14 protein-coding genes are annotated in these 14,345 nt (G+C 70.1%); 8 read left to right on the top strand and 6 right to left on the bottom strand.

Annotation, left to right across the window (positions count from 1 at the left end; all coding sequences use genetic code 11):
* The first annotated feature begins 10 nt into the window (after positions 1–10).
* The 3 genes from pheA to ACFWBW_RS05625 all read left to right on the top strand — a co-directional run bounded on the left by pheA (position 11) and on the right by ACFWBW_RS05625 (position 3,560).
* Positions 11–946, top strand: a complete 936-nt coding sequence (gene pheA / locus ACFWBW_RS05635) for a prephenate dehydratase (protein WP_385368663.1) — start codon at positions 11–13, stop codon at positions 944–946.
* A 527-nt stretch (positions 947–1,473) separates the two neighbouring features.
* The gene (gene serS / locus ACFWBW_RS05630; RefSeq protein WP_385368661.1) at positions 1,474–2,751 is read left to right on the top strand and encodes a serine--tRNA ligase; all 1,278 of its coding nucleotides are present in this window, start codon (positions 1,474–1,476) and stop codon (positions 2,749–2,751) included.
* Complete coding sequence (locus ACFWBW_RS05625) at positions 2,748–3,560, top strand: HAD family hydrolase (RefSeq protein WP_385368660.1); 813 nt, start codon at positions 2,748–2,750, stop codon at positions 3,558–3,560. Before serS ends, ACFWBW_RS05625 begins: the two co-directional genes overlap by 4 nt.
* Positions 3,561–3,701: 141 nt before the next feature.
* On the opposite strand, the gene ACFWBW_RS05620 is transcribed toward ACFWBW_RS05625, so the two are convergent.
* The 5 genes from ACFWBW_RS05620 to ACFWBW_RS05600 all read right to left on the bottom strand — a co-directional run bounded on the left by ACFWBW_RS05620 (position 3,702) and on the right by ACFWBW_RS05600 (position 8,013).
* Entirely contained in the window at positions 3,702–4,343 is a 642-nt protein-coding gene (locus ACFWBW_RS05620; RefSeq protein WP_385368658.1) for a rhomboid-like protein, read from the bottom strand.
* Positions 4,344–4,456: 113 nt separating this feature from the next.
* On the bottom strand, positions 4,457–5,176 hold the full coding sequence (locus tag ACFWBW_RS05615) for an ABC transporter permease (RefSeq protein ID WP_385368656.1): 720 nt from the start codon (positions 5,174–5,176) through the stop codon (positions 4,457–4,459).
* 14 nt (positions 5,177–5,190) lie between these two features.
* On the bottom strand, positions 5,191–6,102 hold the full coding sequence (locus ACFWBW_RS05610; RefSeq protein WP_385368654.1) for an ABC transporter ATP-binding protein: 912 nt from the start codon (positions 6,100–6,102) through the stop codon (positions 5,191–5,193).
* Positions 6,099–6,986 carry an ABC transporter permease gene (locus tag ACFWBW_RS05605; RefSeq protein ID WP_385368652.1) on the bottom strand — a complete coding sequence of 296 codons (888 nt, stop codon included), beginning with the start codon at positions 6,984–6,986 and terminating at the stop codon, positions 6,099–6,101. The genes ACFWBW_RS05610 and ACFWBW_RS05605 overlap by 4 nt, the downstream gene beginning before the upstream one ends.
* Positions 6,976–8,013 (bottom strand): ABC transporter ATP-binding protein, encoded by a 1,038-nt coding sequence (locus ACFWBW_RS05600; protein WP_385368650.1) that lies wholly within the window; start codon positions 8,011–8,013, stop codon positions 6,976–6,978. Before ACFWBW_RS05600 ends, ACFWBW_RS05605 begins: the two co-directional genes overlap by 11 nt.
* 227 nt (positions 8,014–8,240) lie before the next feature.
* Here ACFWBW_RS05600 and ACFWBW_RS05595 point away from each other — a divergent pair, with 227 nt between their 5' ends.
* Genes ACFWBW_RS05595 through ACFWBW_RS05580 form a run of 4 tightly spaced genes read left to right on the top strand, consistent with a single transcriptional unit; the run spans position 8,241 to position 12,733 of the window.
* Positions 8,241–9,110, top strand: coding sequence for a M24 family metallopeptidase (locus tag ACFWBW_RS05595; protein WP_385368648.1), 870 nt, complete (start codon positions 8,241–8,243; stop codon positions 9,108–9,110).
* A 5-nt stretch (positions 9,111–9,115) separates the two neighbouring features.
* Complete coding sequence (locus ACFWBW_RS05590) at positions 9,116–10,888, top strand: SDR family oxidoreductase (RefSeq protein ID WP_385368749.1); 1,773 nt, start codon at positions 9,116–9,118, stop codon at positions 10,886–10,888.
* Positions 10,885–11,808 (top strand): metal-dependent hydrolase, encoded by a 924-nt coding sequence (locus ACFWBW_RS05585; RefSeq protein WP_385368646.1) that lies wholly within the window; start codon positions 10,885–10,887, stop codon positions 11,806–11,808. Before ACFWBW_RS05590 ends, ACFWBW_RS05585 begins: the two co-directional genes overlap by 4 nt.
* Positions 11,809–11,818: 10 nt before the next feature.
* Positions 11,819–12,733 (top strand): MerR family transcriptional regulator, encoded by a 915-nt coding sequence (locus ACFWBW_RS05580; protein WP_243331221.1) that lies wholly within the window; start codon positions 11,819–11,821, stop codon positions 12,731–12,733.
* Positions 12,734–12,838: 105 nt separating this feature from the next.
* Here the strand turns inward: ACFWBW_RS05580 and ACFWBW_RS05575 are convergent, their stop codons facing one another.
* On the bottom strand, positions 12,839–13,660 hold the full coding sequence (locus ACFWBW_RS05575; RefSeq protein ID WP_385368644.1) for an aquaporin: 822 nt from the start codon (positions 13,658–13,660) through the stop codon (positions 12,839–12,841).
* A gap of 135 nt (positions 13,661–13,795) precedes the next feature.
* Between ACFWBW_RS05575 and ACFWBW_RS05570 the strand changes: the two genes are divergently transcribed.
* On the top strand, positions 13,796–14,335 hold the full coding sequence (locus tag ACFWBW_RS05570) for an RNA 2'-phosphotransferase (RefSeq protein WP_385368642.1): 540 nt from the start codon (positions 13,796–13,798) through the stop codon (positions 14,333–14,335).
* The last annotated feature ends 10 nt before the right edge of the window (positions 14,336–14,345 follow it).

The raw sequence follows: 14,345 nt of genomic DNA, 5'->3' as shown, positions 1-14,345 counted from the left end.
GGCTGATCGCATGTCGGCCACCCGCTTCACCTATCTCGGTCCCGAAGGCACGTTCACCGAAGCCGCCCTTCGCACCCTCCCCGAAGCCGCGACCCGGGAGCTCGTCCCGATGGTTTCGGTCCCGGCCGCTCTGGACGCCGTGCGCAACGGCGAGGCCGCGGCGGCCTTGGTCCCGATCGAGAACTCGGTGGAGGGCGGGGTCACCTCGACCCTGGACGAGCTGGCTGCCGGCGCACCGCTCATGATCTACCGCGAAGTGCTGCTCCCCATCGCGTTCGCGCTGCTCGTGCGGCCCGGGACCGAGCTGTCGGACGTCAAGACCGTCACCGGGCACCCGGTCGCCCAGCCTCAGGTGCGCAACTGGCTGCGGTCGAACCTGCCCGACGCCCTGTGGGAGTCGGCGGCGTCCAACGCCGACGGTGCCCGGCTGGTCCAGGAGGGCCGCTTCGACGCCGCCTTCGCGGGGGAGTTCGCGGCCGCCACCTACGGGCTGGTCCCGCTGGTCACCGAGATCCACGACGCGCAGAACGCGGAGACCCGCTTCGTACTGGTCGGGCGGCCTGCCCGGCCGGCCGCGCCGACCGGCGCCGACAAGACCTCCGTCGTGCTGTGGATGGGCGACGACCGCCCCGGTGCGCTGCTGGAGCTGCTCCAGGAGTTCGCCGTCCGCGGGGTGAACCTGATGCTGATCCAGTCCCGGCCCACGGGCGCGGGGATCGGCAACTACTGCTTCGCCGTCGACGCCGAAGGGCACATCTCCGACCGCCGGGTCGGCGAGGCGCTCATGGGCCTCAAGCGCACCTGCCCCCAGATCCGGTTCCTCGGCTCCTACCCGCGCGCCGGTGTCGCTCAGGGTGACGTCCAGGCCTCCCGGGCCGGCACCTCGGACGGCGACTTCACGGCGGCCTCGGACTGGCTGACACGTTGCCTCGACGGGCGCCCCTAACGCTCTGTCCACTGTCCACAGAGTTATCCACAGGGATCGGTGCAGACCTGGGGACAAGTCGACAGAGCAGCACGACAAGGTCGACAAATCGGTCGGGTGGCGCAGGTTTCGCGCTGACGAGCGGGAGGTGAACGGTGTCACCCCCGTATCACCGATCAACTCTTTGGGGCGAGTCATTCCCACCCGAATGAGTGTGTGAGGGTGGTTTGAACCCTGATTGGGCCCGCGTGCTCCACAGTCGAGATTGATCTATTCCTGTGTCCACAGATGCGGCACACAGCCTGTGGATAAGCCGGTCGGCTGGGGAATTCCTGTGGACAAGGAAGCCTCTCCCCTCCTGCTCAGAGGCTGCCCGATCACTGCCACCCTGCCCCTTTTCGGGGAATGGGGCCGGTTTTATCGGCCCCCGCGGAAGGGTCGCTTCCAGTCTCCCGCCGGAAGTTTTCCATTCGCGGCAATTAGGACAAAGCGACACGCAGCGTGATATCGGTGCGCTCCCCGGAAGCCCGGCCCGGTAGCCTGGAGGGGTGATTGACCTCCGGCTGCTCCGTGAAGACCCTGACCGTGTCCGCGCCTCGCAGCGCGCCCGTGGAGAGGACGTCGCCCTCGTCGACGCACTGCTCTCCGCAGACGAGCGCCGCAGGTCCTCAGGCATGCGATTCGACGAACTCCGCAACGAGCAGAGGTCGCTCGGCAAGCTCATCCCCAAGGCCTCTCCGGAGGAGCGGGCAGAGCTGCTGAAGAAGGCCGATCTGCTCAAGCAGGACGTGAAGGCGGCCGAGGCCGAGCAGAACGAGGCGGACAACGCCGCCAAGCAGCTGCTCCTGCGGCTCGGCAACGTCGTCCACACGGACGTGCCCGTCGGCGGCGAGGAGGACTTCGTCGTCCTCGAGACGCACGGCACCATCCGCGACTTCGGCGCCGAGGGCTTCGAGCCCAAGGACCACCTCGAGCTCGGCGAGTCCCTGGGCGCCATCGACGTCGAGCGCGGCGCCAAGGTGTCCGGCTCGCGCTTCTACTACCTCACCGGCATCGGCGCCCTGCTGGAGCTCGCCCTCGTCAACGCGGCCATCGCACAGGCCACCGAGGCCGGCTTCACCCCGATGCTCACCCCGGCACTGGTCCGCCCGCGCGCCATGGAGGGCACCGGCTTCCTCGGCCAGGCCGCGGAGAACGTGTACCACCTGGAGGGCGACGACCTCTACCTGGTCGGCACCTCCGAGGTCCCGCTCGCCGCGTACCACATGGACGAGATCATCGACGCGGACAAGCTGCCGCTGCGCTACGCCGGCTTCTCCCCGTGCTTCCGCCGCGAGGCCGGCACGTACGGCAAGGACACCCGCGGCATCTTCCGCGTCCACCAGTTCGACAAGGTCGAGATGTTCTCGTACGTCGCGCCGGAGGAGGCCGAGGCCGAGCACCAGCGTCTCCTGGACTGGGAGAAGCAGTGGCTGACCAGCCTGGAGCTGCCGTTCCAGGTGATCGACGTCGCCACCGGCGACCTGGGCGCCTCCGCCTCCCGCAAGTTCGACTGCGAGGCGTGGATCCCCACTCAGGGCAAGTACCGCGAGCTGACCTCCGCCTCGAACTGTGACGGCTTCCAGGCCCGCCGCCTGTCGATCCGCTACCGCGACGGCAAGAAGACCGCCCCGCTGTCCACCCTGAACGGAACGCTGTGCGCGGTCCCGCGCACGATCGTCGCGATCCTGGAGAACCACCAGCAGGCCGACGGCACGGTCCGGGTGCCCCCGGTGCTCCGGCCCTACCTGGGCGGTCGGGAAATCCTGGAGCCGATCACCAAGTGAGCACGGCCCCGTTCCCGTACAAGCTCGTCGCGACCGACCTCGACGGGACGCTGCTGCGCGGCGACGACACCGTCTCGGAACGCACCCGTGAGGCGCTCCTCGCGGCCACCTCGGCGGGCGCAGCGCACATCATCGTCACCGGCCGCGCCGTGCCGTGGACCCGGCACGTCCTCGACGACCTCGGCTACAAGGGCATCGCGGTCTGCGGGCAGGGCGCGCAGGTCTACGACGCGGGTGCGCACCGGTTGCTGACCTCGGTCACGCTCGACCGGAAGCTGGCCGCGCTGGCGCTGGAGAAGCTCGAGGCCGAGGTGGGTCCGCTGGCGATCGCAGCCAGCCGGGACGGAGTCGAGGGCGAGGTGCTCTTCGGCCCCGGCTACCAGGTCCAGGGGGGCCTTCCCGCGCTCTACCTGGAGGACACCGCCGAGGTCTGGTCGGCTCCGCTGAACAAGCTGTACATCCAGCACCCCGGGCTGGACGAGGACGCCCTCGTCCAGGTGGCCCGGGAGACCGTGGGCAGCCTGGTCGGCATCGTCATGGCCGGTCCGGGCGTCGTGGAAATACTGCCGCTGGGACTGAGCAAGGCCACCGGCCTCTCGCTGGCCGCACGCCGGCTGGGGGTGAAGGCGGCCGAGACGATCGCCTTCGGCGACATGCCCAACGACATCCCGATGTTCGGCTGGGCCGCGCACGGAGTGGCCATGGCCAACGCGCACCCGGAGCTCAAGGCGGTGGCGGACGAGGTCACCACCTCCAACGAGGAGGACGGCATCGCCGTGGTCCTGGAGCGTCTGCTGGGCGCCGCATAACAGAGCGGAAGACGAACGGAAGGTCCGGAACGGCCCGCGCCGACAGGCGCGCTCGAAGTGGCTGTTCCGGACCTTCTTGTTGCTCCCCGCACGGCTCACTCTGCCCCCGCCGCACGCCTCGTACCAGTGAATTTCCGTGCGTCAGCCGTGGATCCGGCTCGGGTTCGGGTGCCGGGTCAGCGGCCAGGCGAGGAGGCCGACGGCCAGTGCGATGGCGTGGCCGAAGTCGGTGAAGGTGCCGCCGGAGACGAGCGGGAGCCCGAAGAAGGCCACGGAGCCGGCCAGGTAGAGCCAGCGCCAGGGGCCGGGCAGGCGGTACGTCAGCACCCCGACGGCGCTCGCGAGCCCGTAGCTGACGCCGATGTCGACGACGTGGACCATGCTGCGTGCGGCGCGGTTGTCCTGGATGGCCATGAGGACCAGCTTCTGGCTGATCAGCGTGGCCGTGATGTGTCCGGTCGCGATGATGAAGAGCCAGCGCAGGGTGCCGAGCCAGCGTTCGACGTTGGCCTGGAAGATCTCGAAGAGGACGAAGTAGAGCGGGAGCGAGGCCGGGTCCTCGATCCAGAACGCGCTGCTGAGCAGCGCCCGTATCGGGTGCCGGGCGAGCTCGTGGATGTTGCTGCTGTTGCGGTGGAGCAGAACGTGTTCGAGATGGTCGGGCACGATCACGACCACGATGCTGGTGACCACGATGATCAGCAGCCAGATGTGGGTGCCGGGCGCGGAGCGTATCCAGGACCGTACCGGCCTGGACGGCTCGGGCTCGGTGTGCTCGATCATGGCTTGATGATCTCGCGCAAAGCTGTGCCCCGCCTGGCCGGTGGGCCGGGCGGGGCACTGTTTCACGTGAAACATCCGCTGCCGGCGCCCCCGTGGGCGCCGGTGCGGACGTCCTACTCCTCGCCCGCCAGCTTCAGGCTGCGGAGCTTCTGTCCGGCGTAGAAGGTGGCGCCGACGGTGACCGCGACGAGCAGGATCACCGCAGTGGGCAGCCCGACGGTGGCGTCCACGTACCCCTCGCCCGCGACCTTCTGCGCGAGGGCCAGCGACCACTGCTGGACGCTGAGGGTCTTGGCTCCGTCGACGAGGCTGCCGAAGAGCGACTCCCAGATCAGGGCGTAGACCAGGCCGAAGACGACCGCGTGCCGGCTGACGGTGCCCAGCAGCAGGAACAGGGCGCTGTAGGCGACCGAGGCGACGAGGGCGGCCACGGTGTATGCGACGGCGATCTGCTGGCCGTTGCCGTTGAGGATGAAGCCGGCGATCAGGGTGGGGATCGCGGAGAAGACCATGGTGACGGCGATCGCGACGGTCAGCTTCGTCATGATGATCGTCGGGCGCTTCACCGGCTTCGAGAGCAGGTAGACGATCGAGCCGTCGTCGATCTCCGGGCCGATGGCACCGGTGCCGGCGATGACGCCGATCAGCGGGACCATCGTGGCCAGGGCGAAGCCGCCGAGGAGATCGGCGGCGACCTTGTCGTCGAGACCGGTGAAGGCACGGACCGCGATGGAGATGGCGATCAGCAGGACGGGCAGCACACAGAGGATCAGTGCGCGCCGGCGGCCGAGCAGGGCCCGGTAGGTGAGCCGGGCAACGGTGGGGTTGTACATGGGTGCCAGCTCCTTCAGGCCGCGACGAGGTAGGAGAAGACCGACTCGAGGGACTCGTCGGAAGGCGAGACCGTCAGCAGCCGGATGCCGTGCTCGCGGGCGACCCGCGGCAGCAGCTCGGTGAAGCGCCCGAAGTCGACGGCCTGGATGCGCAAGGCGCCTTCCTTGAGGTCGACCTCGATCCCGGCGGTGGACGGGTCGGCGATCAGGGCCGCGGCGAGGGCCCGGTCGTCGGAGGAGCGGACGAGGTAGCGGTGCGGTCGGTCCGTCATCAGGCGGCGGATCTTGCGGAAGTCTCCGGAGGCCGCGTGCCGGCCGGCGACGACCACCTCGATGTGGGAGGCGAGCTGTTCGACCTCCTCCAGGATGTGCGAGGAGAAGAGCACCGTGCGGCCGTCGTCGCCCATCCGCCGCAGCAGCTCCATGAGCTGCATGCGCTGGCGCGGGTCCATGCCGTTGAACGGCTCGTCGAGCAGCAGCACGGACGGGTCGTGGACCAGGGCGGAGGCCATCTTCACGCGCTGGCGCATGCCCTTGGAGTACGTGGAGATCTTGCGGTCCTGGGCGTACTCCATCTCGACCGTGGCCAGGGCCCGCTGGGCGGCCGCTTCGTCGAGACCGTGCAGTTCGGCGTTGGCGACGACGAACTCCTTGCCGGTGAGGAAGTCGTACATGGCCTCGCGCTCGGGCACGACGCCGATCTGCTTGTAGACCTGCTCGTTCTGCCAGATCGGGGTGCCGTCGAGGGTGACGGTGCCCGTGGAGGGGGCGAGGAAGCCGCCCATCATGTTGATGAGGGTGGACTTGCCGGCGCCGTTGGGGCCGAGCAGGCCGGTGACTCCGGGACCGATGCGCATGGTCACGTCGTTGACGGCGACGACGTTCCCGAACCAGCGGGAGGTGTGGTCGATGTCGATGATGCTCACAGCCCGGCCTTCCGGTAGCGGGCCATCAGGGCGGCGTAGGAGCCGGCGATGAGGCCGAGGATGACGAGCAGGTAGACGAAGCCGACGGCGCCCGAGGGGCCCTCGCTGCCGGGGAAGCCGGAGTCGGCGCCGAGGAAGGCGGTCTGCAGGCCGTCGATGAGACTCATCGGGGAGAACAGGCCCAGCCACTCGATGCCGCCGGTCGAGCCGGTCTCATAAGCGATGGCTTGGACGGCGGACACGGCGCCGTAGGGGATCAGGAGCACGGCGATGATGGCGGCGACGCCGAAGCCGCGGCGCGGGGTGAGCGCGGCCATGACCAGGCCGAGGCCGGAGAAGAGCAGCGACAGCAGCAGTACCGACACCAGTGCCTGCCCGAATCCCTTGGTCTGGTCGGCGAAGTCGAACTTCGCCAGGAGCGAGCCGATCCACATGATCAGCAGCGGGGTGGCCGTGAGGATGAACAGGGCCGAGGCCATGGCCGCGAACTTGGCCAGGACGTAGTCGACGCGCTCGATGGGCCGCGAGAAGTAGAGCGGCACCGTCTTGAAGCGCAGGTCCCTCGAGACGGACTGCGGTGCCTGGGAGGCCAGGTAGAGGTAGACGATCACCTGGGTGGTCATCGCGTACGTCGTGTACTTGATCGGCAGCGCCGTGGAGCCGGGCACCGTGATGGCGACCGCGACGAGGATCAGCGCGGGGACGCACATCACCGCGAAGAGCAGCATCGGCAGCACCTTGGACTTGGCCGAGCGGCCGAGTCCGTAGGCGCCGCGCAGGGACTGTGCGAACAGCGACTTGCGGGCGTAGGAGCGGCCGAGCCGGGGGCCGTCGTAGGACCGGTAGCCGATGTTGTGGATCTGGGTCGAGGTGTCAGGCGCCATCGGAACCGGCTCCCTTCTGCTGGGTGGCGGCCCAGGCGGCGGCCTGGGCGGACTGGGCTGCGAACTGCTCGGCACGGGCGGCCGCCGCGTCGCTGTCGCGGAAGACCTCCGCGATGTGGTGGCGGCGCTGTTCCATGCGGACCAGGCCGATGCCGAGATCGGCGACCGTGTCGCGGACGACGTCGTACGTGGCCTCGCCGGTGGCCTCGACGAGGAGGATGTGGCCGGCTCCGGGCAGGCCCTCTTCCTCTCCCGCGTGGAGCGTCAGTCCCGCCTCGGTGAGCGCCTTGCGCAGGGCGGCGGTGCCGTCCGGGTGGGCGTCGGAGTCGGTGACCTCGACCGCGAGGGTCGTGGTGGTCTGGGTGAAGTCGCTGGTGGAGCTGGAGCGCAGCAGTTTGCCGCCGTCGACGACCACGACGTGGTCGCAGGTCCGCTCCAGCTCGCCGAGCAGGTGCGAGGTGACCAGGACCGAGATGCCGAAGTCGGTGTAGACGCGGCGGATCAGGCCCAGCATCTCGTCGCGGCCGACCGGGTCGAGGCCGTTGGTCGGCTCGTCGAGGAGCACCAGCTGCGGGTCGTGGACCAGCGCCTGGGCGAGTTTGACGCGCTGCTTCATGCCCGTGGAGTAGCCGCCGATGGGGCGGTAGCGCTCCTCGTACAGCCCCACGTGGCGCAGGGTGTCCGCGGTGCGCTCACGGGCGGCGGTCGGCGGGAGCCCGGACATGCGCGCCATGTGCACGACGAACTCGGTGGCCGAGACGTCGGGGGGCAGGCAGTCGTGTTCGGGCATGTAGCCGACGCGCTCGCGGATCGCGCTGCCATGGGTGGCTACGTCGAGTCCGAGCACGGCGGCGGTGCCCTCGGTGGCGGGGGAGAGTCCCAGCAGAATCTTGATCAGCGTGGACTTGCCGGCTCCGTTGGCGCCAACGAGCCCGGTAACTCCGGGTCCGATGTCCAAGGAGAGCCGGTCGAGGGCGGTCACTCGGGGGTACCGCTTGCTCAGGCTTTCGGTCGCGATGACAGTCACGTGAACGACGTTAGTGGCGTACGGAGCCCGGATCGTCAGACCTGGAGCTCGATCCTTTCTCCGCCTTCAGGACTACGGACCCCGACATAAGGCTGACGTAGGGCTGATGCGTACCGGACAACTTTGTCCACAGGTCCGTGCACGGGCCTTGACGTGATCTCCGGTCATTGTCACATTCATCAGTGTCAAGTTACGGGCGCGTACGGCTATATGGACGGACGGCTGGCATGGCTGGGGACACCAGGCAACGCACGAAGCGACGCACCACGGAACTCTCCGCCGAGCTGCGCGGGTTCCAGGAGGTGCAGCGCCTCTCCTACGAGTGCGCCGAGGCCGTCGCGGCGCAGCTGCGCCCCGGCGTGACCGAGCGCGAGGCCGCGCGGATGCAGCGCGATTGGCTGCGCGAGCGCGGTGTGCGGGACTGGTTCCACATGCCGTTCGCGTGGTTCGGGGACCGGACCGCCTTCACCGGCTTCAAGATCCCCCTGCAGTTCTTCCCGACGAACCGGGCCCTGGAGCCGGGGATGCCGTTCATCCTCGACATGGCCCCCGTCTACAAGGGCCACACCGCGGACATCGGGTACTCGGGCAGCCTCGGCCTCAACCCGGTGCAGGACCGGCTCATGTCCGATCTGCAGGCGCACCGCACGCTCATCCTCGACCAGGTGCGCGAGCGCCGCTCCCTGCGCGACATCTACGAGGAGGTGGAGCGGCTGATGATCCACCAGGGGTACACGAACCGGCACCGGGCCTACCCCTTCGGCGTCATCGCGCACAAGATAGACCGGGTCAAGGAGCGGAGCTGGGCGCCGACCGCGTTCGGGTTCGGCACCCAGGCCCTGAAGGGGCTGGCCTCCGATGCCCTGCGCGGCCACCGCGAGGGCTGGTCCCCGCTGTGGAGCCCGTACCACTTCTCCGACCACCCGCCCCAGCCCGGCCTGTGGGCGGTGGAGCCGCACCTGGGTTTCCGGGGCACCGGCGCGAAGTTCGAGGAGATCCTGGTCGTCACCGACTCCCGGGACCCCGAGGAGAGCGCGTACTGGCTGGACGACGATCTGCCGCACGTGCGGCGCTGGGCTGAGGAGAAGACGGCATGAGCGCAATGACGGACGCGGGCCTGGCGGGCGCGCGCGAGCGCTGGGTGAGCACCGGCGGGGTCGAGCTGTGCGTCGTCGAACTCGGTGACGCGGACCGGCCGACCGTGGTCCTGGTGCACGGGTACCCGGACAGCAAGGAGGTCTGGTCGCAGGTCGCCGAGCGGCTGGCCTCCCGGTTCCACGTCGTGCTCTACGACGTGCGGGGCCACGGGCGCTCCACCGCCCCGAAGCCGCTGCGCGGCGGGTTCACCCTGGAGAAGCTGACCGACGACTTCCTCGCGGTCGTGGACGCGGTCAGCCCGGACCGCCCGGTGCACCTGGTCGGCCACGACTGGGGCTCCGTGCAGGGCTGGGAGTTCGCGACGGTCGCCCGTACCGAGGGCCGGATCGCGTCCTTCACCTCGATGTCGGGGCCCTCCCTCGACCACTTCGGACACTGGATCAAGAAGCGGATGGCCCGGCCGACCCCGCGCAGGGCCGCCCAGCTGCTCCAGCAGGGCGTCAAGTCCTGGTACGTGTACATGCTGCACACCCCCGTGCTGCCGGAGCTCGCCTGGCGCGGTCCGCTCGGCAAGCAGTGGCCGAAGTTCCTGGAGCGGATGGAGAAGGTCCCCGCCGGGGACTACCCGACGGCCTCGCTGCCCTCCGACGCCGCGCACGGCGCCTGGCTCTACCGGGACAACGTCCGGGCCCGGCTGCGCCGGCCGCGCGCCGACGCGTACGCCCACGTACCGGTGCAGTTGATCACCCCCACCGGGGACGCCTTCCTCTCCGAGCGGCTCTACGACGAGCTGGAGCTGTGGGCACCGGACCTGGTGCGGCGCACCCTGCCGGCCAAGCACTGGGTGCCGCGGACCCGGCCCGACCAGCTGGCCGCGTGGATCACCGAGTTCGTCACCTCGCGGGAGGAGCCCGCCACGCGGGCGCCGGAGCAGAAGGCCCCGGGCAGGTACGCGGACCGCTTCGGCGGCCAGCTGGTCCTGGTGACCGGAGCCGCGAGCGGCATCGGCCGGGCCACCGCCTTCGCCTTCGCCGAGGCCGGCGCCCGGGTGGTGTGCGTGGACCGGGACGCCGACGGCGCCGCCCGGACCGCCGACATGGCGCGCCTGGTCGGCTCGCCGCAGGCCTGGGGCGAGTGCGTCGACGTCAGCGACGAGCAGGCCATGGAGAAGCTCGCCGCGAAGGTCGCCTCCGAGTACGGGATCGTGGACGTCCTGGTCAACAACGCCGGGATCGGCCTGTCGGGACCGTTCCTGGACACGAGCACCGAGGACTGGAAGAAGGTCCTCGACGTCAATCTGTGGGGCGTCATCCACGGCTGCCGGCTCTTCGGCAAGCAGATGGCGGAGCGCGGCCAGGGCGGGCACATCGTCAACACCGCTTCCGCCGCCGCCTACCTGCCGTCCAAGACACTGCCCGCGTACAGCACCTCCAAGGCGGCGGTGCTGATGCTCAGCGAGTGCCTGCGGGCCGAGCTGGCCTCGAAGTCGATCGGTGTGTCGGCCATCTGCCCCGGCATCGTCAACACCAACATCACCGCCACCTCCCGGTTCGCCGGAGTGGACGAGGCCGAGGAGAAGCGGCGCCAGCAGAAGTCCTCCCGGCTCTACGGGCTGCGCAACTTCCCGCCGGAGAAGGTCGCGGACGCGATCCTGCTCGCGGTCGTGAAGAACCAGGCCGTGGTCCCGGTGACCCCCGAGTCCAAGGGCGCCCTGTGGATGTCCCGGTTCGCGCCGGGGACCCTGCGGCGGTTCGCGAAACTGGAGCCCAAGCTGTGAGCGGGGCGGTCGCGGGCAGGGCTGCCCCGTACGCGATCGCACCGCGCCGGGTGGCCTTCGACTGGAAGGCCACACCGCTGCACTGGATACCGGGCGAGCCCACGGCCACCCACGTCATCAACGTGCTGCACCTGCTGCTGCCGGCCGGTGAGCGGTGGTTCGTGAAGGTCTTCAAAGAGGCCCTGCCCCTGGTCACGGACGCGGAGCTGCGCAGCGAGGTGAAGGGTTTCATGGGCCAGGAGGCCACGCACAGCGTGCAGCACTCCTACGTCCTGGACCACCTCGCCGAACAGCGGCTGCCCACCGAGGCGTACACGAAGTACGTGGACTTCCTCTTCGAGAAGCTGCTCGGGGAGACCCCGCCGTTCGGTGCCCCGATCACGGCGCAGGAGTGGCTGCGCTTCCGGCTCTCGCTGGTCGCCGCGATCGAGCAGTTCACGGCGGTCCTCGGGGACTGGGTGCTCGGCGCCGAGGGGCTGGACGCGGCCGGAGCGGACGAGGTCATGCTCGATCTGCTGCGCTGGCACGGCGCGGAGGAGGTGGAGCACCGCTCCGTCGCCTTCGACATGTACCAGCACTGCGGCGGCTCGGGCCTGCCCCGCTACGCCCGGCGCATCGAGGGTATGGCCGTGGTCGCGCCGGTCATGGGCTGGCTGTGGATCGCGGGGGCCTCGTACCTCCTGCGCAACGACCCGGGGCTGCGCGGACGGACCCGCTATTCGCTGCGCGAGCACAACCGGTCCGTGGCCAAGGGGCTGCTGCCCACTTGGAGAGAGCTCGCCGCGGCCATACCCCGCTACCTGCGGCGGTCGTACCATCCCTCGCAGGAGGGCTCGCTGCGCAGGGCGGTCGAGTACCTCGCGGCCTCACCTGCCGCCCGGTCCGCTGCGGGCGCGATCGGCCGAGCCGCCATGTCGTAGGGAGCCGGGATTGTCCGAGCAGGCAGTAGCCGAGTACCGGATCGAGGATCTGGCGCACCACAGCGGTGCGACCGTCCGCACGATCCGGGCGTACCAGGACCGCGGTCTGCTGCCGAAGCCGGAGCGGCGAGGCCGTTCCAATGTCTACCGGGACACGCATCTGGCTCGGCTGCGCCAGATAGCCGACCTGCTGGACCGCGGGTACACCCTGGCCTCCATCAAGGAACTGCTGGAGGCCTGGGACGCGGGCCGCGGTCTCGGCGGTGTCCTGGGGCTGGTGGCCGAGGTGCACGGGCCGTGGACGGACGAGGAAGCGGCCCGGATAAGCCGGGACGAGCTGAACGAGCGGTTCGGCGGCAAGCCCGACGACGAAGCGGTCGGCGAGGCGTGCGAGCTGGGCGTGCTGGAGCGGATCCCGGGGCGCCCGGACCAGTTCCTCGTACCGTCTCCGCAGGAGCTGTCCGTGGCGGCCGAGCTGTACGCCGCCGGGGTCCCGCTGCCCGCGATCACCGGTCATCTGCGGGAGCTGCGCGGCCAGGTGGAGCTCATCGCCTCGCGCTTCCTCGAATTCACCACGGAGCACGTCTTCGCCCGGTACCTGGGGGCCGTCCCCCCGACGGACTCGGACGCGGCCGAGGCGGCGACGATGGTACGGAGACTGCGGCCACTGGCCCAGCAGACGGTGGACGCGGAACTGGCGCGGGCGATGCGCCTCTTCGCGACCCGGCACCTCCAGCGGCACCTCGGGGCCGTCGGGACTCCCCAGCCCTCCGGGCCGGCCCCGGTGGCGCTGCCCGCGGAGACCGTGCGAGCGGTGCAGGAACTGGTGGGGCCCGACCATGTGGCGGAGTTCGTCCGGGCCGCCACGGAGCGGGAGTTGCAGGCCCGGACGATGAACGATCTGGCCAGTCGCGGCGGCCGGTAGTGCTCGCTCAGTAGTCCACAGGCCGGATCACGCTTTTGTCGCCGAAACCGGCGCAAAGGGCTGTGGACAAGTCCGACCGACCTGTGGGGAACCGTCCCCGGAGGGTCAGCCGACGGCCTGGAACGCCGTTCCGGGCACGTTGGTTTCGGCCACCGGACCGACCGTGGCGGCGGTACCCGCGGTGTCGGTGGTGGAGGAGCCGGCCGCGGGGGAGGCGGCTGCGGCGGGGGAGGCGGCTGCCGGGCGGGTGCTTCCGTAGAGCAGGCCCGCGAGGACCAGGCCGAGGACCCCGCCGACGAGCTGGGCGGCGACGAACCCCGGCAGCGACTGCGGGGCGATGCCGGTGAAGGAGTCGCTGAAGCTGCGCCCGATGGTGCCGGCCGGGTTCGCGAAGGAGCCGGAGGAGGTGAACCAGATCGCGGCGGCGATGTAGGCGGCGACCGCGGCCGGGATCAGCTTCGGCCGGCCGATGCGGCCAAGGCCCTGGATCACCAGGACCAGTCCGGCGGTGGCCACGACCTCCCCGACGAGCAGGTGTCCGCCGTCGCGGACCTGGGTGGAGAAGGAACCGGGGATGCGGCCGAACATCGTTTCCGCGAGGACGGCCCCGCCTATGGCCCCGGCGGTCTGCGCCGCCACGTAGACCAGGGCCTCCCGGCCTTCGAGTCCTTCACCGCCGGTGCGACGCCCCCACCAGGCCGTGAGGGTGACCACCGGGTTGAGGTGGGCGCCCGAGAGCGGCCCGAAGAGAGTGATGATCAGCCCGAGCCCGATGGCCGAGGCGAGCGAGTTGGCGACCAGGGCCACGCCCGTGTCCGAGGTGAGCGCGGCGGCCTGGATTCCCGATCCGATGACGACCACGAGGAGGGCGGCGGTGCCGACGAGCTCGGCGGTCGCACGCCGCGACAGAGACGCACTGTTTGTCATACTTTTCTCCCCCTTGAGTGGCAGTTCAGCGGAAAATGTATTCCGTATCTTGGAAACGCGATAGGGGGAGTCCAGGTTCGAGAGAACGGCGAAAAATCGCTGCGCCGGACCCGGCCGAGCCGTCACGCTGGGCGAATGAATGACAAGCGCACCGTCAAGGTGTCCAAATACGTCTCGAAACACCTGCGCCATCAGCCGGAACGCATCGGACTGGTGCTCGACCCGCAAGGCTGGGTGGAGATCGACGATCTCCTGAGCGCCGGCGCCGCCCACGGCTTCCCCATCACCCGTGCCGAGCTCGACCACGTGGTCGCCGCAAACGACAAGCAGCGGTTCGCCGTCGACGGCAGCCGGATCCGCGCCAGCCAGGGGCACACCGTCCCCGTGGACCTGGGCCTGCCGGAGGCCGAACCGCCCGCGTACCTCTACCACGGCACCGTCGCGGCCGCCCTGGACGCGATCCGCGCCGAGGGGCTGCGCCCGATGGCCCGCCACCACGTCCACCTCTCCCCGGACCGGGAGACCGCGACCCGCGTCGGCGCACGCCGCGGCCGGCCGGTCGTCCTCGCCGTGGACGCGGCGGCGATGCGCGCCGCGGGGCACGTCTTTCGGATCAGCGCCAATGGCGTGTGGCTGGCGGACTCCGTGCCGCCGCAATTCCTGCGGTTCCAATAACCCGGAGATG

The organism is Streptomyces sp. NPDC059957, from assembly GCF_042730015.1.
GTDB lineage: Bacteria > Actinomycetota > Actinomycetes > Streptomycetales > Streptomycetaceae > Streptomyces.
Note: the sequence above shows the minus strand (reverse complement) of the source record. Positions and strands in the feature narration are given on the sequence as shown.